Origin of the sequence: Streptomyces sp. NPDC059816, assembly GCF_042732055.1 — a bacterium.
Lineage (GTDB): Bacteria > Actinomycetota > Actinomycetes > Streptomycetales > Streptomycetaceae > Streptomyces.
This window is the reverse complement of the sequence record NZ_JBHWIQ010000010.1, coordinates 23044-41969: the sequence shown is the minus strand read 5'-3', so window position 1 is coordinate 41969 and position 18926 is coordinate 23044. Positions and strand designations below refer to the sequence as shown.

13 protein-coding genes are annotated in these 18926 nt (G+C 71.8%); 6 read left to right on the top strand and 7 right to left on the bottom strand.

Translation table 11 applies throughout. The annotated features are described in order from the left end of the window. Positions 1-79: 79 nt before the first annotated feature. From ACFV88_RS15275 to ACFV88_RS15265, 3 genes are all read left to right on the top strand, one after another. Entirely contained in the window at positions 80-1618 is a 1539-nt protein-coding gene (locus ACFV88_RS15275) for a prenyltransferase/squalene oxidase repeat-containing protein (protein ID WP_385490725.1), read from the top strand. Positions 1619-1672: 54 nt separating this feature from the next. After that, complete coding sequence (locus ACFV88_RS15270; RefSeq protein ID WP_385490722.1) at positions 1673-2698, top strand: hypothetical protein; 1026 nt, start codon at positions 1673-1675, stop codon at positions 2696-2698. A 254-nt stretch (positions 2699-2952) separates the two neighbouring features. Then, positions 2953-3561: a hypothetical protein gene (locus ACFV88_RS15265; RefSeq protein WP_385490720.1), complete on the top strand. Its 609-nt coding sequence runs from the start codon at positions 2953-2955 to the stop codon at positions 3559-3561. Between the two features lie 24 nt (positions 3562-3585). On the opposite strand, the gene ACFV88_RS15260 is transcribed toward ACFV88_RS15265, so the two are convergent. Beyond that, a complete protein-coding gene (locus ACFV88_RS15260; RefSeq protein WP_385490717.1) occupies positions 3586-4314 on the bottom strand; it encodes a substrate-binding domain-containing protein in 729 nt (242 codons plus the stop codon). Here ACFV88_RS15260 and ACFV88_RS15255 point away from each other — a divergent pair. Genes ACFV88_RS15255 through ACFV88_RS15245 form a run of 3 tightly spaced genes read left to right on the top strand, consistent with a single transcriptional unit; the run spans position 4291 to position 5599 of the window. Then, on the top strand, positions 4291-4509 hold the full coding sequence (locus ACFV88_RS15255) for a VOC family protein (RefSeq protein ID WP_385490714.1): 219 nt from the start codon (positions 4291-4293) through the stop codon (positions 4507-4509). The genes ACFV88_RS15260 and ACFV88_RS15255 overlap by 24 nt on opposite strands. Beyond that, positions 4509-4769 carry a hypothetical protein gene (locus tag ACFV88_RS15250; protein ID WP_385490711.1) on the top strand — a complete coding sequence of 87 codons (261 nt, stop codon included), beginning with the start codon at positions 4509-4511 and terminating at the stop codon, positions 4767-4769. Before ACFV88_RS15255 ends, ACFV88_RS15250 begins: the two co-directional genes overlap by 1 nt. After that, a complete protein-coding gene (locus tag ACFV88_RS15245; protein ID WP_385490708.1) occupies positions 4766-5599 on the top strand; it encodes an SDR family oxidoreductase in 834 nt (277 codons plus the stop codon). The genes ACFV88_RS15250 and ACFV88_RS15245 overlap by 4 nt, the downstream gene beginning before the upstream one ends. 63 nt (positions 5600-5662) lie before the next feature. Here the strand turns inward: ACFV88_RS15245 and ACFV88_RS15240 are convergent, their stop codons facing one another. The 6 genes from ACFV88_RS15240 to ACFV88_RS15215 are packed head-to-tail and all read right to left on the bottom strand — an operon-like array spanning position 5663 to position 18632. Further along, the gene (locus ACFV88_RS15240) at positions 5663-6784 is read right to left on the bottom strand and encodes a cytochrome P450 (RefSeq protein ID WP_385490705.1); all 1122 of its coding nucleotides are present in this window, start codon (positions 6782-6784) and stop codon (positions 5663-5665) included. Continuing rightward, positions 6781-7764, bottom strand: coding sequence for a methyltransferase (locus ACFV88_RS15235; protein WP_385490702.1), 984 nt, complete (start codon positions 7762-7764; stop codon positions 6781-6783). The genes ACFV88_RS15240 and ACFV88_RS15235 overlap by 4 nt, the downstream gene beginning before the upstream one ends. Before the next feature lie 2 nt (positions 7765-7766). Further along, positions 7767-15134, bottom strand: coding sequence for an amino acid adenylation domain-containing protein (locus ACFV88_RS15230; RefSeq protein ID WP_385490700.1), 7368 nt, complete (start codon positions 15132-15134; stop codon positions 7767-7769). Beyond that, positions 15131-15703: a DUF6875 domain-containing protein gene (locus tag ACFV88_RS15225; protein ID WP_385490697.1), complete on the bottom strand. Its 573-nt coding sequence runs from the start codon at positions 15701-15703 to the stop codon at positions 15131-15133. The genes ACFV88_RS15230 and ACFV88_RS15225 overlap by 4 nt, the downstream gene beginning before the upstream one ends. Continuing rightward, on the bottom strand, positions 15697-16965 hold the full coding sequence (locus ACFV88_RS15220; protein ID WP_385490694.1) for an FAD-dependent oxidoreductase: 1269 nt from the start codon (positions 16963-16965) through the stop codon (positions 15697-15699). Before ACFV88_RS15220 ends, ACFV88_RS15225 begins: the two co-directional genes overlap by 7 nt. Beyond that, on the bottom strand, positions 16962-18632 hold the full coding sequence (locus ACFV88_RS15215; protein WP_385491221.1) for a non-ribosomal peptide synthetase: 1671 nt from the start codon (positions 18630-18632) through the stop codon (positions 16962-16964). Before ACFV88_RS15215 ends, ACFV88_RS15220 begins: the two co-directional genes overlap by 4 nt. Positions 18633-18926: the final 294 nt, after the last annotated feature.

Below are 18926 nucleotides of genomic sequence, written 5' to 3'. Positions count from 1 at the left end.
CGGCTCGCCGAACTCGGCCACCGGGACGTCGGGACGGCCGACGAGTGCTTCGCCTCCGCCCTTCCCGAAGAGCTGCGCAGTGACCACGGACGGGCCGTTCGCCGCCCACAGCGAGTTCACCACCAGTGAGGGCCGCACCATGATCCCACCGCCCGGTCTCACCCAGCGCGCGGCACACCTTCTCGCCACGCTGGACTCCAACCCCACCAGCTCGAACACCTACAACACCGCGTTCGTCGCCGGCCTGCGCGACGCCGCCGGAACCCCCTGGTTTCCCCAGGCCCTGGACTGGCTGCGCCACCATCAGCACGCCGACGGTTCCTGGGGCGGCACGCTCCCCGTGGCGGTCGACCGCCTGGTCTCGACCCTCGCCGCCGTGGCCTCCCTGGGCCGGTGCGGCGAGCCGTGGGCCAAGAGCGCGGTCCAGGCCGGCGTGGACTACCTGTGGCGACACTCCGAGGACCGGCGCACCTCCCCCCACCAGACGTCCGCCTTCGAACTGGCCGTGCCGTACCTGCTGGACCAGGGCCGCCGCGCGGGCCTGAACCTGCCCGCCGAGCGCTTCACCGACATCGAGCAACTCCGCACCGCCAAACTCGGCCGGCTCCCCGCAGTACTGCCCAGCGACGCGCCTTCCCCCCTGCTGTACTCGGCCGAACTCGTCAGCCCGCAGCTCCTCGCCCGGCAGGCCGAGCGCTTCCAGGCGGACGACGGAAGCATCGGCTGCTCCCCGGCGGCCACAGCGGCCCTGTGCCGCCACGGCGAGAACGCCGCCGCCGAGAGCTTCCTGCGCCGCCTCGCCGCACGGTCCCCCGACGGCGGCTTCCCCGAACTCGCCCCCATCGAGATCTTCATCCTCGGCTGGGCCCTCTACCCGATCGTCCGGGCCGGACTGCGCCCCACCGGCATCGACCAGCACCTGGCGACGCTGCGCGCGATCCTCGACACCGACGGTGTCGTCACCATGAGCGCGACCTTCCCGCTCCCCGACGCCGACGACACGGCCATGGCGATGACCATCCTCCACCGGGCGGGCACCGACGTCACGCCCTACCTGCCCCACCTGTTGACCTTCGAGCGGGACAGCTACTTCACCTGCTACGAGTTCGAACGGGACGGCTCGGTGGCCGTCAATGCCCGGATCGCCGAAGCATTCGGTCCGGAGCCACGACGCTATGCGGCCCAGATCAAGAAGGCGGCCGGATACATCGCCGACCAACGCATCGACGGCGCCTACTGGTACGACAAGTGGCACACCTCCCCGTACTACGCGACAGCGCACGTCGCCTTCGGCCTGGCTTCCACCGCACCGAAGCTCCTGGAGAAGACGGCCCGGTGGCTGCGGGAAACCCAGCATCCCAACGGCTCCTGGGGAGTTGCTCAAGGACAGCCCGAGGAAACCGCATACGCCGTCCTCGCCCTCGACGCCCTCGTACGGGCCGGGCTCACGACGGACACCTCACCCCTGACGCGGGCGTTCGCCTACCTCTGCCACCACCTCGACGACAACGACGCGCAGTACGCCGAGATGTGGAACGGCCGAGGACTCTTCACCGCACCGCACCTGACTCGGTCCGCGATCATTTCCGCCCTTCATCTGGCAACCGCGTACCCGTAGCCCGGGTACGCGCAATCGCACACCTCCTGCACGACCGCCCCGGAGAGGATGCACATGTCTGAAAGTCCCTGGAAAGAGATCTGGCCGGATGACGTCAGCCGGCGACCTGTACCCCACGCCATGAACGTGCACGTGCACGTGGACGAGGTCCAGGAGCAGGCGCTCGAGTGGGCGCGGGACATCGGCATCGTGAGCAGCGAGAAATTCTTCCAGGAATGCATGGAATGCGGCTACGCGCGCTGTGCGTCCCTGGCCTACCCGAATGCTTCACTGGCCGACCTGTCCCTGGCGACCCGCTGGACTGTGTTCCTGTTTGCCGTCGACGTGCACACGGACGAGACACCCTACGACAGCCTCTCACCGGAGTATCTGGCATTCCTCCGGAACATGGGGACCATAGTGTCCCCGAAGGCCAATTCCCCGATCGAGCCGGAGTCCCTGAAATCCCCGTTCGGTAGGGCCCTCCTCGAACTCTGGACCACATCGCGCACCCACTTCAAGAATCCGGGCTGGGAACGGCGATTCTCGCGCTGCTTCCACGAATACCAGAGTTCAGTCCTCTGGGAAATCGCACTGCGGAGAACAGGCGAGGTTCCGGACTACCTGACGTTCAGCACCTACAAGCTGCGAAGTTGTGTGGCGCCGATCGGGGTCTGCCTAGTGGAGCTGATCAGTCCGACAGTACTGCCGGATGCCGTTCTGGACAGCTTCCTCATGGAAAACGTCCGGCTTCTGGTATGCGATCTGACCAATATGGTCACGGATCTGGGGTCTCTGCAACGGGAGCACGCCTTCGAAGCCGTCCCCAACACCTTCACCAGTCTCCAGCACACCCTGGGCAGCACCTCCCACGAAACCGTCCGCCACTACACCTCCCTATTGCAGGCACGCATGAACACGCTACTCTCAATTCGAGACCGAATTGAGTACTTCTACCCGTCCACATGTGCACACGAACGACATATCCCTGCCACCAAGGATTACATCGATGAAGTGATCCTCTGGCTGGGGGGCAGTATGGAATTCATCCATGAAAGCCACCGCTACAGCCCCGGCGTGGACGTGGCCCTGGAGTCGTGACCGCCGCGGGTCTCTCCGCAGGTCCGCCCGGCGTCCGTCGCCCGCTCGTGCTCGACGATCACCGGCACGCCCCCATCTCGTCGAGATCGCTTCCTACGTCGTGCACCGGACTCCCCCCGCAGCCAGAAATTCCGTGTACGGCTACTTCGCCGGCCTCGGGGCAGCCTCTGACTGACGTCACTCCGTCGTCCCGGGAATCGGCAGCTCGCCATCTCCGCCAGCCCAGCGCGGTACACGGGCAGGTCTTCGAGACCGTGCCCGCCAAGGAGCGGGCCGCCGTGACCGGCGGCCCGGAATCGAGTGAGGCGATCATGAAAATGTCCCCCGCACGGCAGCCGCTGCGACAGGCGGTCCGCTGGCTGGCCGTCACGGTCCTGACCGTGACGGGCGCCAGTGTGGCAGTGCCCGCACACGCAGCCGATTCAACCACCTGCACCGGCACCACCCAGGTCACCTACAGCCCCGGCCTGACACTCACACCACAGACCGTCACCGTCTCCGCGACCGACTCCGTTCCCACCTGCGTCTCCACGGACCCCAGCATCACCGGCGTGATCACATCCCCCTACTCCTTTCCCGTCCCGAACGCCTCCTGCAACAACGTCCGGCTCGACCCCGGCAACGTCCTGGTCATCCACTGGAACAACGGGCAGAGTTCCACGGTCAGCGGCCTCGTCTACGCCACGACCACCACCGCCGGCATCACGCAGACCACCGGCACAGGCACCGTCACCGCGGGCGAGTTCACCGGCGCCACGGGTGTGCTCACCTGGATCTACGCACTCGTCAACCCACTGCCGTGCCTGACACCCGGCGGCCTGACCAGCCAGAACGGCACCATCCTCGCCCAGATCATCGGCTAGGACACAGGAGGAGAGCAGGAGGCTTCAGGCGGTCCAGCCACCCAGGTCGCGAACCACCTGAGCAAGGGTTCGGACCGGCGCGGATTCCATGTCACTTGACCAGACCAGGCCCCAGCTCAGCCGAGGTCCGTCGTGGACGGGCAGGTACACGATGTCCGGGCGGACATGAAACCGAAGGACGTGGGCGCCGAGGACGTGGGTGACCTGGCTCGTACTGACGATGGTGAACAGGTTGTCCAGGTTCGGCACGACTATTCGTCGCTCGATGGGGCGTCCACGGGGAGTACGGAAGGGGGAGAAGGCATCCTCCCAGTAGTCCGGCAGGTTGTCCGGGCCCTTGAGGACACCGTGGTCACCGAATGCCTCGGCGGACACCGAACGCCTGTCCGCCAGTTCGTGGTCGGGGCTCACCACCATCACCCGAGGCTCGGTGAACAGGACCGGCCCGACGGTCAGATCGGGCTCTTCGACAGGAAGCCACGACACCATGACGTCGACCTCCCCGGAACGGAGCGGCTCGAACGGTCTTTGGAACGGCACGTTTCGGATCTGGAGCCCCCACTCGGGACACCGAGCGCGGAAGGCTTCCCAATAGGGCCGCAGGTCATAGGCGTTGCTGGGCAGCATGCCGATACGAAGAACGCCCGTCTTCCCCTGTGCGGCCAGCCTGGCCCGCTCCAAACTCAGTATGCCGCAGCCGATCTCGTCCTGCTGCGCCGCGGCACCGAGGTGCTCCCCGAGGACCAGCGGCATCAGCGGGCGAGCGGAATCATCGTGGCGTTCACCGTGGAGGACATCGCCGCTGAGGAGCAACGTCTGCGTGCGGAAGGGGCCAACATCACCATGCCGCTGCGCACCGAGCCGTGGGGCGAGAAGCTCCTCCAACTCACCGACCCCAACGGAGTGGTGGTCCAGCTCGTCGAATGGACCACCGAGGTCGACGCCTGATGCACGCCGTGCCGTGGGTCACGTGGACGGTCTTCGGATGGACCGAATCGGACGCCGTGCCCACCCGCGCCACGACCGATCCACAGCAGTTGACCGCCCGCCGCAAACACGCGGTCGCGCACGACCCGATGTTCGCCTCGTGGACGGCGTCCTCCACCGAACTGCGCGCAGGACGGGCCGAGGTGCGGCACCGCATCGCAGACCACCTGATCGCAGACCACCTGACAGCAGACCATCTGAGGGAAGGACACACGTCGTGAGCCGAGTCTGGTTCATCACCGGAGGCAGCCGCGGTCTGGGCAGGGCCTTCACCCAGGCGGCGCTGGAATCCGGAGACTCGGTGACAGCCGTCTCCAGGAGAACCGAGGGACTGGAGGACCTGGTCGCGGCCCACCCCGGCCGGCTCCTCACCCTGCCCGTGGACGTCACCGACCGGGCGGCGGTCTTCGCCGGCATCGCCACCGCCGTCGAGCACTACGGCGGGCTTGACGTGGTGGTGAACAACGCGGGGTTCATGTCCAACGGCATGATCGAAGAGTTCACCGAGGCCCAGGCACGGGCCCAGTTCGACGTGAACTTCTTCGGCGCGCTCTGGGTCAGCCAGGCCGCGCTGCCGTTCCTGAGACGGCAGGGTTCCGGGCACATCGTGCAGGTCTCCAGCATCGCCGCACTCGGCGGATTCCCCTCGACCGGCCTGTACAGCGCGAGCAAGTTCGCACTGGAGGGCCTGAGCGAGGCACTCGCCCACGAGGCCGCACGGTTCGGCGTCAAGGTGAGCATCGCGCAGCCGGGTGGGTACTGGACGGACCTGTACACCAGCGTCCTGTCCACCGAACCTCGCCCCGAATACGCTGGGCTGCGAGCCGAACTGGAGCAGCAGTGGGCGGACGGTTCGGTCGACAGCGCGCCACGACTGGCGGCCCGGGCCCTGCTGGAACTCGTGGGCAGCGACGACCCTCCGCTGCGCCTGCTGTTCGGCAGCATGGTCTACGACCTCGCCTTCGACCTCTCACGGAAGCGGATGGACACCTGGGCGGCATGGGAGCAGGTCAGCCGTGCGGCCGAGGAGGCAACGCCCGCACCTGCCTGAACGTCCGCACCCGTTCTACCGGCGCACGACGGCGCGTCCTCCCGTGGTGACGAGGTCACCGGCTCATGGAGGCGTGAAGGTGACCGGGAGGGCCCGGGGGCCGCGGAACGTCGGGGCGTAGCCCCAGTCGACCTCGCCGCTCGGGACGTCCAGGGTCAGGTCCGGCAGACGGCCGAACAACGTGGTGATCGCGATCTCCGTCTCCAGCTTCACCAGATGGCTGCCCAGGCAGGTGTGCGGGCCGTGGCCGAGCGCCAGGTGCGGGCGGGCGTCACGGGTGAGGTCCAGGGCGCCCGGGTCGGGGAACCGGTTCGGGTCGCGGTTCGCCGCCGCCAGCGACAGCAGCACCACGTCGCCCTTCGCCACGCGGGCGTCCGCGATCGTCAGGTCCTCGCCCGCGTACCGGTACTCCGCCACGTGGTCCGGCGGATCCAGGCGCAGCAGCTCGTTGGTCGCCCGGGACCAGTCGATGTCGCCACCGAGCAGGGCGGCTCGTTGGTCGGGGTGGTCGAGCAGGCGCAGGACGGTGGTGCCGAGGAACTGGATCATGGTGATGTGACCGGCGCCGATCACCGTCATCACCATCACCTCCAGCTCGTCCCCGGTCAGCGCGCCCGACTCGATCAACCGCGTCGGCAGGTCGTCCCCCGGGTGCGAGCGTTTGTAGGCCACCAGCTTCCGTACGTAACCCAGCATCTCGGTCAACTTCGCCTCGTCGCGCGGTTGCTGGAACTTCGCGCGGTACCACATGTCCAGCACGTCGGCGGCGGGCGCGCGTTCGGCTTCCGGGATGCCGAGCAGGTCGTGCACGACGGCGACCGGGACCTGCCGGGTGTACTCGGCGACGAGGTCCGCGCGCCCCCGCCCGGCGAACGACTCGACGGCGTGTGCGCAGGTCCGGGCGGTGCGCTCGCGCAGGCGGGACACCGCGGCGGGGGTGAACGCCGCGGCGACGAGCCGGCGCAGCCTGGCGTGTCCGGGATCGTCCAGCTGGGACAGACCGGGCGGGTGCGGGTCGGGGTTGACCGGGGCGCCGCTGCCCAGGCGGCGGTCCGCCAGGCAGGCGCGGACGTCGTCGTACCGGGTCACCAGCCACGTCCGGCCCGGGACGTGCGGGTCGTCGACGGGGCAGACCGGGTCGTGCTCGCGCAACCAGGCGTAGCCCGGGTACGGGTCGGCGGTCACGACGGCCGGCCGGCGATCAGCAGCTTCTCCAGCGGGGACGCGGCGAGCGGCACGATCCGCGTCTCGGTGAGTCCGGCCTCGCCCAGCCATGCCGCGAGGTCGGCGTAGCGGTGCACGCCGCCGGCGTGGCCCTGCCACAGGGTCAGGTCGAACATGCTGAGGTACCCGGCCGCGGCCGGGCCGAGCCCGGCCGGTGGTTCCCGGTCGTGGTCGAGGATGGCGATGCTTCCCGTGGGGGACAACGATTTCGCCGCGCGCCGGAACAACTCGCGGCACTCCTCGGGGCGGTGGCCGTGCAGGACGTTGAACAGCAGTACCAGGTCGTGCCCGGACCCCAGGTCGTCGGTGAGGTAGTCGCCGGCCCGCGCCGTCACCCGGTCCGGTGGGGCGTCTTCGCGCAGGGCCGTGATCGTCTCGGGCAGGTCGAAGACGGTGATCTGCACGTCCGGGCGACGGCGGCACAGTTCGACGGCGTGGTCGCCGTGGCCGCCCCCGACGTCCAGGACGGTCGCTGCGGGAGGCAGCGCGGCGGCGATGTCATCGGCCAGGTCCACGGCGGCGCCGGCGAGCATCCGGCGCAGGCGGGCCCCGCTGGCGGGGCGCTCGTTCAGCCAGGTGTAGAAGCCGCGGCGGGGCGTGCCGGTACGGATGGTGTCCTCGATGTCGGCCCAGTGCTCGAACAGGACCTCGTGCCAGAACAGTTCGGCGTCCACCGGGCCGGGCGTCGCGACGGTCGTGACCCCGTCGGAGTCGCCGTCACGCCGCAGGTAGCCGAAGGTCACCAGGACGTTCACCAGGCTGCGCACCCCGGCCGGGTCACCGCCGATGGTGGTGGCCAGCTCCTCGACGGACAGCGGGCCGGTTTCCAGCGCGGTGAACACCCCGAGCCGGACACCGGCGATCATGGCCCGGTACCCGGCCGCGCCGAGCCGGTCCAGTACCGGAGCCGGGACACCAGAGGATTCTTCGGGCAAGGGCATGGTCATCCACTTCCGGAAAGCGCGCCGGCCCCGGTGAGGAAGTCCAGGTGCCTGCGCAGCATTCGCTCGTTGGCCGGGGGGAACTCCACCCCTGCCCCGGCCGCGGCGGCCCAGGTGCGGGAGCAGTCGAACCGCGGGTGCGGGCGGGGGCGTTCGGGCAGGGAGAAGGCGAGCGGGGCGAAGGGCCCGGCCGGGTCGGCGAGCATCCGCTCCCGCCATCGGTGGTACGGCACCACCTCGGTCGGGTGACCGGCCGAGGTGAGGGCGGCGGCGAGGGCGGCCCGGGTGAGGCCGCCGTCGCCGTGGTAGTGGTGGTCCCGGCAGAAGTGGTCCGGGGCCAGTGAGAGCGCGACGATCGCCGCGGCCACCGTGTCCACGGGCACCATGTCCAGCACCTCGGCGGTGTCCGGGACGGCGCCCGCGGCGATGCATCCGGTGAGCCAGCGGCTGAACGCGGAGCGCGGGTCGGCGGCGCCGGTGGTGGTGTCGCCGACGATGGCCGCGATGCGGTGGATCGAGACGGGCAGGCCGTGGCCGCGGGCGGCGTCGGCCATGGCGTCGGCCACCCATTTGCTGAGGTCGTAGCCGCTGGTGAGGCCGCTCGGGTCGGTGGGGGCGTCGGCCTCGGTGATGACGCGGCCGTCGTAGGCGTCGCCGAGGAAGACGCCGAGGGTGGAGATCAGGTGCAGCGGGGCGCCGCTGTCGCCGGCCAGGCGCAGGATGGCGGCGGTGGCGTCGACGTGCGCGGGTTTGAGGGCGTCGTAGGGCGCGGCGAAGTGCGGCACGGCGGCGTTGTGGTAGATCGCGTCCACGGTCGTGAGGGTGTCGTGGTTCGCCGTGGACAGACCGAGGCCGGGTGCGGACAGGTCGCCGGGGACCGGGATCACCCGGTCGGTGACCGGCAGCCGATCGATCGAGCCCTGGCGGACGAGGCAGTGGATCCGGGCGTCGGTCCTGGCCAGGAGCTGGTCGAGGAGGTGGCGGCCGAGGAAGCCGGTGGCGCCGGTGAGCAGGATCCGGCGCGCCGTGCCGGCCGAGGGGACGCCGGGTGGGTGGACGGTGCGGAGACGGATTTCGGGTGGGGGCACGGCGTCGGCGCGCAATCGGTCGACCGTGGGCAGGTCCGCCGGGGCACCGTCGTCGACGGCTGCCGCGAACGCCGCCACGGTGGGGGCGTTGAACAGGGTGCGCATCGGCACCGTGGCGCCGAGGCGGTCGCGGACGGCGGCGAGGACGTGGGCGGCGATGAGCGAGTGCCCGCCGAGGGCAAAGAAATCCGCGGTGCGGTCCACGTCGGACCGGTCGAGGACGGTGGCCCAGATGGCGGCGACGGCCCGCTCGGTGGCGGTCCGGGGCGGATCGGCCGGGGTGCGGGGGCGGGTGGGGGGTTCGGGGAGGGCGGCGTTGTCGACCTTGCCGGTGCTCGTGGTGGGGAGGGCGTCCAGGACGACCACGGTGTCCGGCACGAGGTGCGCGGGCAGGCGGTCGGCGCAGAAGGCGCGCAGGTCGGGAACGTCCGGGACGGCGACCCGCGGGTCGGGGGTGGTTGGATCGGGTGCGTTCGCGGTGGACGCGGTCCCGATGGGCGCGGTCCCGATGGGTGTGGTCCCGATGGGCGCGGTCGAGGTCGGGGCGCCGACGTAGCCGATGAGGCGGTCGCCCCTGGCCACCACCACGGCCTCCGCGACGGCCGGGTGCGCGGCGAGCACGGCCGCCACCTCCCCCGGCTCCACCCGGTTGCCGCGGATCTTGACCTGGTCGTCGGCCCGGCCGACGAATTCGAGCGTGCCGTGCGGGTTCAGTCTCGCGAGGTCGCCGGTCCGGTACATGCGGGCGCCGGGGCGGGCGCCGTACGGGTCGGCGAAGAACGCCGCGGCGGTCGCGGCCGGGTTGCCCCGGTACCCCCGGGCGGGCGCCGTCCCTCCGATGTAGACCTCACCGACCACGCCGACGGGCACCCGTCGCAGAGCCGGGTCGAGGAGGTGGACGCGGACGTTCGGCAGCGGGCGGCCGATCGGCAGGCGGGTGGGGTGCTCGCGGCCGTCGACGGTGCGGTGGCTGGTCGCGCAGACGGTGGCTTCCGTCGGGCCGTAGTGGTTGTGGAGGGGGATGCCGTGCTCCGCCCACGCGCGGACGGTCGCCGCCGGGACGATGTCGCCGCCGACCATCATGATCTCCAACGGGAGGCGTTCCCCGGCGAGATCGGCCACCCAGCGCTGCCAGAGGGGAGCCGCCGTGTCCACCGCGGACAGTCGGTGCTCGACGCAGAGCTTGAGGAGGTCCGGCCCGGTGAGGCCGCCCGGGTCGGGGTGGATGACCAGGGTGGCCCCGACCGCGAGGACCGGGAAGACGTCGCCGAACGCGGCGTCGAAGTGCGGGGGCGGGACCATGAGGAGGCGGTGTGCGGCGGTGAGGCCGTGTTCGGCGATGAACGCGGTGGTGAGGTTGAGGAGGGTGTCGTGCTGTACTTCGACGCCCTTGGGTTCGCCGGTGGTGCCGGATGTGTGGACGACGTAGGCGAGCTGGGACGGGTGGAGGGGGGTGGGTTCGTGGTGGCCGGTGGCGGGGAGGTCGTCGCGGGTCAGGACGGTCCGCGCACCGCTTGCGGTGATCAGGGCGTGTTGGCGGGAGGGGGGCTGGGCGGGGTCGATGGGGACGAAGCACCCGCCCGCCTTGAGCACGCCGAGGATCGCGACGATCGCGTCGGCGCTGGACGGGATGGTGATCGCGACCGGGTCCTCGCTGCGGATGCCGGCCCCGCGCAGGTGATGGGCGACGGCTGAGGACCTGCGGTCCAGGTCGCGGTAGGTGAGGGGAGCGGCGGCGAGGTCGAGGACGGCGGTGGCGTCGGGGGTCCGGGCGGTGCGGGCCGCGATCAGGTCCACCACGGTCGTGGCGGCCGGGCGGGTGTGGGCGGCCGGACCGGTGGACGGCGTGTCCGGTCCGCCCGGGGAGGCCGGCTCGGACCGGGTGTCGAGGGCGGTGTGGACGGCGGTGTCGGCCGGGGACAGCAGGTCCAGGTGGGACAGGGGAAGGCCGGGGTGGCGGACCACGGCCTCCATGACGGCCAGCACCTGGTCGGCGATCCTGGTGATCGTGTCCGCCTCGTACCGCTCGGTGCGGTAGTCGATGAGGGCGGGCCAGTCGCCCTCGCGTTCCCTGATGTGGAGGGTGAGGTCGAAACGGCTGGTGGCGCGGTCGATCGGCAGCGGCGTGGTGGTCAGGCCGGTGAAGGTGACGGGGGCCGTCTCGCGGTTGAGGACCAGCATCGTCCGGAACAGGGGGTGGTCCTCCCGTGGGGTGGGGACCGTGGTGAGGATGTCGGCCAGGGAGACGTCGGCGTGGTCCATCGCGTCGGCCACCACCGCGGTGGCGTCGGCGAGCAGGTCGCGGGGGGTGGCTCGACGGTTCGTGCGGAGCCGGAGCGGGAGGGTCGTGACGAACATGCCGATCACGTCGTCCCACCCGGCCGGGCGGGTGCTGACCGGGGCGCCGACGACGAGGTCGTCACCACCGTCCCGGGTGGAGGAGACGAGGGCGAAGACGGCGAGGAGACCGGCGAAGGTGGTGGCCCGTTCGCCCCGGCACCAGGTGGCGAAGCGGCGGGCGAGCCCGGCCGGGACGGTGAACCGGTGGGTGGCACCGGGGCCGGCGCCCGCGCCGCGGGCGTGAGCCGGGCCCGGGCCGGATTCCGGGTGCGGCGATCCGCCCGATGCGGGGGTGGGGGCCGTGCCGTACGGGTGGTCCGGCGAGGGTCCGGAGGCGGGCGGGGCGTCGCGGAGTGTTTCCGCCCAGAATTCGGTGGTTCGTTGCCGTGGACCCACGGCTGCCGGCACGGGGATCGGTGGTCCCGGTGCGCTGGTCCTTGTGCTGAGCGCGGGCCCCGGACCCTGGACGTCCGTGGCACCGGACGGGGGCGAGGAGAGCGGATCCACGGTGGTCAGGGTCGCCAGCAGGATCGCTATCGAGGTGTCGTCGCAGATGATGTGGTGAGCGGTGATCGTCAGGAGATGGGTCGTGGGCGAGGTTCTGATCAGGTGGGCCCGCGCCAATGGGCGCCGGGTCAGGTCGAAGGGGCGGTCGGCGTCCCGGGCGGCCAGGCGTTCGGCCTCCGGCCACGGGTCCTCGTGGGCGCTCAGGTCGGTGGTGCGCCAGGCCCTCGTCAGCAACTCGTCCGTGTAGGGCGCCGCGCTCAGCTGCGGGGTGTCGTCATGGACGACGATCGCCGATCGCAGGGCGGGATGGATGGCCAGGGTGCGGGCGAACCTGGCGCGCAGGTCCGCCTCGTCGAGCGCACCTTCCAACCGGAACGCGGCGTGCACGACGTAGGCGCCGTTGTCCTGGCCCACCTGGTGGATGATCCACAGTCCGTGCTGCGGGCCGGACAGCCGTCCGGGTGGCGCGGGCACCGGCCCCGACACGCCCGAGGCGTCCCGGATCTCCGGAGTGTCGGGATCCCCCTGGCCCGCCTCGATCGCGGCGGCCAGGGCGGCGACGGTGGGGTGGGCGAACAGGGTTCTGATCGTCACCTCCACGCCGACCGACGCCCGGATCTTGGCGACGGCCTTCGCTGCCGCCAGGGAATGGCCGCCGGACAGGAAGAAGTCGTCGTCGCGGTTCACCGGGCGAGCCAGCAGGCGCGCGAAGATCTCCGCGATCGTGGTCTCCAGACCCGGGTGGGGATCAGGGGCGGCGACCTCCTCCGCCGGTGGGGGCAGAGCACGTACGTTCAGCTTGCCGGAGCTCGTCAACGGGAACGCGTCCACGGACACCACCGCCGACGGCACCAGGTAGGCGGGAAGCACACGACTCAGCCGCTCCCGCACCCCCGGCCAGCCGGGCCGCACGGCGGCCCAGATCACATAGGCCACCAGGCGGTCACCGTCACCGGCCACGCGGGCGTCGGCGACCTCCGGGTCCGCCCGCAGCGCCGCCTCCACCTCGGCCGGTTCCACCCGGTGACCACGCACCTTGAGCTGTGCGTCCACCCGTCCGACGAACTCCACGACACCGCCCGGCCGGCGCCGCGCCAGGTCGCCCGTCGCGTACATGCGCGCGCCGGGGACCGGCGAGAACGGGTCGGCGACGAACCTCGTCGCCGTCCGGCCGGGCGCGCCGAGATAGCCGCGCGCCAGCGGGAAACCCCCCAGGTACACCTCGCCGACCACGTCGTCGTCAACCGGTCGCAGGCCCGCGTTCAGCAGGTATCCGGCCACGCCGTCGAGCGGGTCGCCGATGCCGAACCGGTCGCCTCGGTGCACCCGTTCGGCGGTCGACCAGATCGTCGTCTCGGTCGGGCCGTACGTGTTCCACAGCTCGGCCCCGCCCAGCGCCCCGGCCAGCTCCGGCGTCAGCACCTCCCCGATCGACACCCGGACCCGCACGCACTCCGGCACGCCCCCGGCCGCCACCAACACCGCCCACACCGAGGGGGTGACCTGGACGACCGTGACCGCCTCCGCCCTCAGACGCCGTGCCAGCGCGGGACCGTCCACGACGATCTCCGGCGGTACCGCCACCACCCGGGCGCCCACCGTCAGCGGCCCCACCAGCTCCCACACCGAGATGTCGAACGCCGGGGAGACCATGGCCGCCACCACGTCCCCGGCGCCCAGCCCCACCAACGTCGTCGACCGGGCGAGCATCCCGGCCACCGCGCGGTGCGGCACGCCCACCGCCTTCGGACGGCCGGTCGATCCGGACGTGTGGAACACGTACGCCAGTGACTCGGGGGCGAGGTGGGGATCGACGCGCTCGAACTCCTCCGGCAGGTCAGGGATCTCGGTCAGCACCACGCGGGCGGCACCGGTGACGGCCCGGCGCCTCGGTTCGGGCCACGACGGTTCCACCGGCACGTACACCGCGCCCGCCCGCCAGATCCCGAGGATGGCCACCACCAGGTCCGTGCCGCGCGGCAGGTCCACCGCGACCCACGCCTGGGGCCCGGCGCCCTTCGCCCGCAGCACCGAGGCCAGCGCCGCCGAACGGCGCTCCAACTCGGCGTAGGACAACTCACCCACCGCGAGGCCGTCCGCGCCGAACCGGATCAGCTCCAGCACGGTCGACGGCTCCGGAGCACCGGCCGGCCCGACCACCGACGCGGCCACCACCGAGGGCCCTGCCGTCAACGCCGACAACCGGCGATCGGGATCGGCGCACGCACGGTCCAGCAAGGCCAGCAACCGCCCGGCGACACCGTCGACCGTCGCCCCGTCGAACAGGTCCGTGTCGTGCTCGGTGACCACGGCCATCTCCGCGCCGCCGGACTCCACCATCACGGTGAGGTCGACGTCGGCCGTGCCCGTGTCCGGCAACATCCGCTCCGCCCGCACGCCGGGGAGCACCACCTCGGGCGGGTCCTGCATCACGAGGTGCGCCTGGCACAGCGGTGCGTGGCTCGGGTCGCGGGAGGCGCCGACCGCCTCGACGATCCGGTCGAACGGGACTGCCGCGCCGCCCAGTCCCGCCGCGACCGCGCGGCGGGCCCTGGCCACCAGCTCGCGGAACGTCGGATCGCTGCCGATCCCCACCCGCAACGGCACCGGGTTCACGAACATTCCGACGACGCCGGCGAACTCCGGCCCCGGCCGCCCGGACCACAGGGTGGCGACCACGACGTCGTCCTGACCCGCCGTCGTGCCCAAGGTGGCGGCGTACGCGGCCTGCAGCACGACGAACCGGGTGGCGCGCGTGGCGCGGGCGAGCGCGTCGACCCGCGCGGTGAGACCCTCGGGGACGGCGTGGCGGCGCAGCTCCCCCCGGAAGGCGCGCATCCTCGGGCGGGGCCGGTCGGTGGGCAGGGTGAGCAGGTCCGGCACGCCGTCCAGATCGGACACCCGGCGGGACGGGTCGTGGTCGATGACGTCCGGCGGCGCTCCAGGGTCCGGCAGTGACCGGGCCGGGTCGGCGTACAGGGCGCTGATCTCCCCGCACAGCACCGACAGTGACGTACCGTCGACGACCGCGTGGTGCGTGTTGATCACCAGTACGTGGTCGGTCGGCGTGATCCTGCCCAGCCGGATCCGGAACAGCGGCCCGGTGCGCAGGTCGAACGGCTCCCGTGCGGCCTGCCCCGCGAACGCCGCAGCGGCTGCGGCTGCGGCTGCGGCTGCGGCTGGCACCGTCCGCACCACGACGTCCGCGGCGCCCACCGGACCCACCCGTCCGACCGGCTCGCCGTCGACCTCGTCGAAGGTGGTGCGCAGCACCGGGTGCCGGGCCACCACCAGATCCGCCGCGCGCCGGAGCGCGTCCACCGACACGGGGCCGGTCAACCGGAACACCGCCGGGTTGTTGTGCAGGGGTGCGCCATCGGCGAACGCCTCGAGGAACCACAGTCGCCGGGCCCCGGGCGGGAGCGGGACCGTCATCGGTAGGCTCCCCGATCTCCGAACCGGCGCCGGTACGCCGCCAGATGCTCCGGGTCCGCCCGCAGGAACGGCGCGTCGGCGGCCACCATGTGCCGCACCGCCAGCAACGGCAGCGGGCTGCGCATCGGCCGGAAGTCCGCGTTCCACAGACCGGTCGCGGACGGCGGTCCCGGGTGGAACTCACCGACCATCAGGCCGCGTTCCACGAATCCGGGCTTCAGCTCCCGCTGCGTGCGGTCGATCTCCCCGGGCGTGACGTCCGGCAGCACCACCAGCACCGTCCGGTATCTGGCCTGCGGCCCCTCACGCGGCGGCAGATCGGGGAACCAGTCGCGGTAGGCGGTCATCACCGCCCGCAGGTCCGGCCGCCCCGGGTGTACCGCGAGGAAGAACCCGCCCCGTTCCAGCGAGACGGCCGTGTACGGGCAGACGTCGCCGCCCCGCCCCAGATCGGGGTGCGGTCGACACAGGTAGGACCGCGCCCATGCCAGCACCACCTCGGCGGCGGCAGGCAGGTCCGGGTGATCCGGCTCGAACAGCGCGACGTCACCCTCCGGGTGGCTCAGCATCTCCCGCTCCGCTTCCACCGCGCCGCAGCGAGCAACGTGACCGTGCCGAGCCCGGCGAGTCCACCGAGGAGGCGGTCCTGGCGGCGGGCCCGGGCGAGCGCGTCGCCGTACGGGAGGCTGCTGTGGCTGATCATCGCGTACAGCGTCCGCCACCCCGGTATCAGGCGGCCGAGCGCGAAGTCGACCCGCTTGCGGGCCAGGAACACCGGTGAGCGCACCCGGTCGCGCAGCTCCACGAAGTTCTGCGCGGACAACTCGGCGAGCACGTCGGTGTGCGGGCGGCGGCGGGCCTCGAACGCGGCGAGCGCGTCGCCCGGGGCGTACTCGGCGAGGCACGCGTCGAGCACTGCGCAGTCCTCGAACGCGGCGTTCATCCCCTGGCCGTAGAACGGGAACACGGCGTGCGCGGCGTCGCCGACGAGGACGACACGGTCGTGCTGCCACGGCGCGGTGCGCACCGACACCAGGCTGCCCGGCTCGTGCGCGAGGAACTGCGTGACCAGGTCCGGCACCAGATCGGTCAGGTCGCCGAACTCCTCGGCCAGGAACGCCCCGGCCCGCGCCGGGTCGCGCAGCCCCGAGAACCCGGTGTCGCCGTCGAACGGCAGGAACACGGTGCCGGTCAGCGATCCGTCCGGGTTGGGGTGTGCCACCACCAGTCCTCGTCTGCTCGGCCACACGTGCAACGCCTCCGGTCGGTCGACGGCCGGAATGGTGAACTCCCGGTAGCCCCAGTCCAGGTGCGTCTGGTGGAACTCGGCGCGCACCCGGCGGTGCAGGTGCGTGCGCACGGTCGAGTACGCGCCGTCCGCACCCACGACGAGATCCGCCGGGAACGTCCGGGCCGGGGTCCGCACCTCGGTACCGGTCAGGCCGGTGACGCGGTGCCCGAACCACAGCCGCACCCGGGGAACCGTTTCGGCGGCGTCGAGCAGGGCGATGTTGAGGTCGTGGCGGCGGACCGAGTGCAGCACCTCGGTGTCGTCCGCGCCGTAGGGCTGGTAGGTGGCCCGGCCGCTGTGGTGGACGATCCGCCCGCGCATGGGAACCGCTTTGGCCAGGGCCTCCTCCAGGAGACCGATGTCGCGCAACGCCGCCCGCCCGCGTTCGGACAGCCCGACGCTGATCGACGCGGCGTCCGGGCCGTTCGTGCCGCGCGGGTCGGCGCGCCGCTCCACCACGTCCACCCGGTGGCCGCGGCGGGCCAGTCGGATCGCCAGCATGGTTCCGGCCATGCCCGCCCCGACGATGACGACGTTCATGTCCGGCCCCTAGCCGAGCCCACCGGGTCCATCGGGTCCATCGGGTCCATCGCGGACAGCGTTTTGGCGAGATCGGCGGGTGTGGAGGCGTCGAACACAGTGGCCACGGACGCGTCCACGGCCAGTTCGACCCGGATCCGGCTGACCAGCGCGGTGGCCATGAGCGAGGTGCCGCCGAGGGCGAAGAAGTCGTCGTCCGGCGCGACCGAATCCGCCGACAGCACCTCGGCGAACAACCGGGCGAGGTCGTCGGCGAGCGCGCCCGACGCCCGCGGCGCGGGCTCGGCGAACGCGGCCCGGTCCAGTTTTCCGTTGGGGGTCAGCGGGAAGTGCCCGACCACCTCGATCAGGTCCGGGACGAGGTGGGCCGGCAGCCGCTCGGCGAGGTGCGCGCGCAGGTCCGGCACGCTCGCCCCGCGCGGCACCACGTAGCCCACCAGGTAGGCGCCGAGCGGTCCGCAGTGGGCGACGACCGCCGCCCGCGCCACCGCCGGGTGAGCGCCGAGCGCGGCCTCCACCTCGGCCGGTTCGACCCGGTGGCCGCGGATCTTCACCTGGTCGTCGGCCCGACCGAGGAACAACAGGTCACCGTCCGGCAGCACGCGGACCAGGTCGCCGGTGCGGAACATGCGCGACCCGGGCGGACCCCACGGGTCGGCGACGAACCGCTCTGCGGTCGGCCCGGGGCGGCCCAGATAGCCGCGCGCGACCCCGGCGCCGCCGATGTACAGCTCGCCCTCGGCGGCCGGGGCGCACTTCTCGTCCAGCACCCGTAGTTCGGTGCCGGGGATCGCCGCCCCGATCGGCACCACCGGGCCGCCGGTGAGCGGCGCGCTCATGGTGGCGCACGCGGTCGTCTCGGTCGGGCCGTAGGCATTGATCATCCGGCGGCCGGCAGACCATCGGGCGACGAGGTCCGGGCCCAGTGCCTCCCCCGCCACGATCAGGCAGGCGACCGAAGGCAGCGCCAGGTCCGGCTGGGTGGCCAGGGCGCTCGGTGGCATGCACACATGGGTGACGCCGTGCTCGGCGATGAACCGGGCGAACGGTTCGCCGGGCGGAAGGCCCTCGGGCGGCGCGAGAACGAGCGTGGCCCCGGTGAGCAGCGCCATGCACAGGTCGGCGACGGCCACGTCGAAGCCGACCGACGCGTACTGCAACACCCGGGCACCCGGTCGGGCGCCGAAGCGTTCCCGTTGCGCCGCGACGAGATGGGCGATCCCCGCATGGGGAACGACCACGCCCTTGGGCTTTCCGGTCGAACCGGAGGTGTAGATGACGTAGGCGGCGCACGCCGGATCGGGATCCGCCACCGGGGCGGCGGACGTCCCCGCGGCCTCCAGCGCCCGCAGCTCCTGCGGCGTCAGCACCAGGGCGGGACGGGCGTCGGCGAGCACGGTGAGCACCCGGTCCGGCGGTTGGGCGGGGTCGACCGGCAGGTACGCGGCTCCCGCGGCGAGCACGGCGACGACGGCCACCACCATGTCCGCGCCGCGCGGGATCGCGACGGCGACGATGTCGTCCGGCCCGATCCCACGGTCTCGCAGCCCGCCCGCCACCGCCCGAGCGCGGGCGTCGAGCTCACCGTAGGAGAGCGTGCCGTCAGCGGCGACCACCGCGATCGACTCCGGGGCCCGAACGACCTGGCGCCGGAACATCCCCACCATCGTCTCGGCCGGTAAGGGATTCACCTTTTCTAATCGCGCGTCCACTGCGGTTTCACACTCCGTGACCCACGGAAATCCATTAAGGGAACGAGGGGAACTCTGTCTCATGACGCGGATCGATGTCAACGAGGTCGACGAGGTGCTTACAACAGCACTCATCCGATGCGCCGACCTCAATGGCAATTGTGAGAACTTGCGTGAGAACTTGCTAACAAAAATCCTGTCCCGCCGGTCTGTTCGGTTCCATGGCCCGGCCAGTACCTTGTAGCCGCTTCCCGAGATCTGAATCAGTCA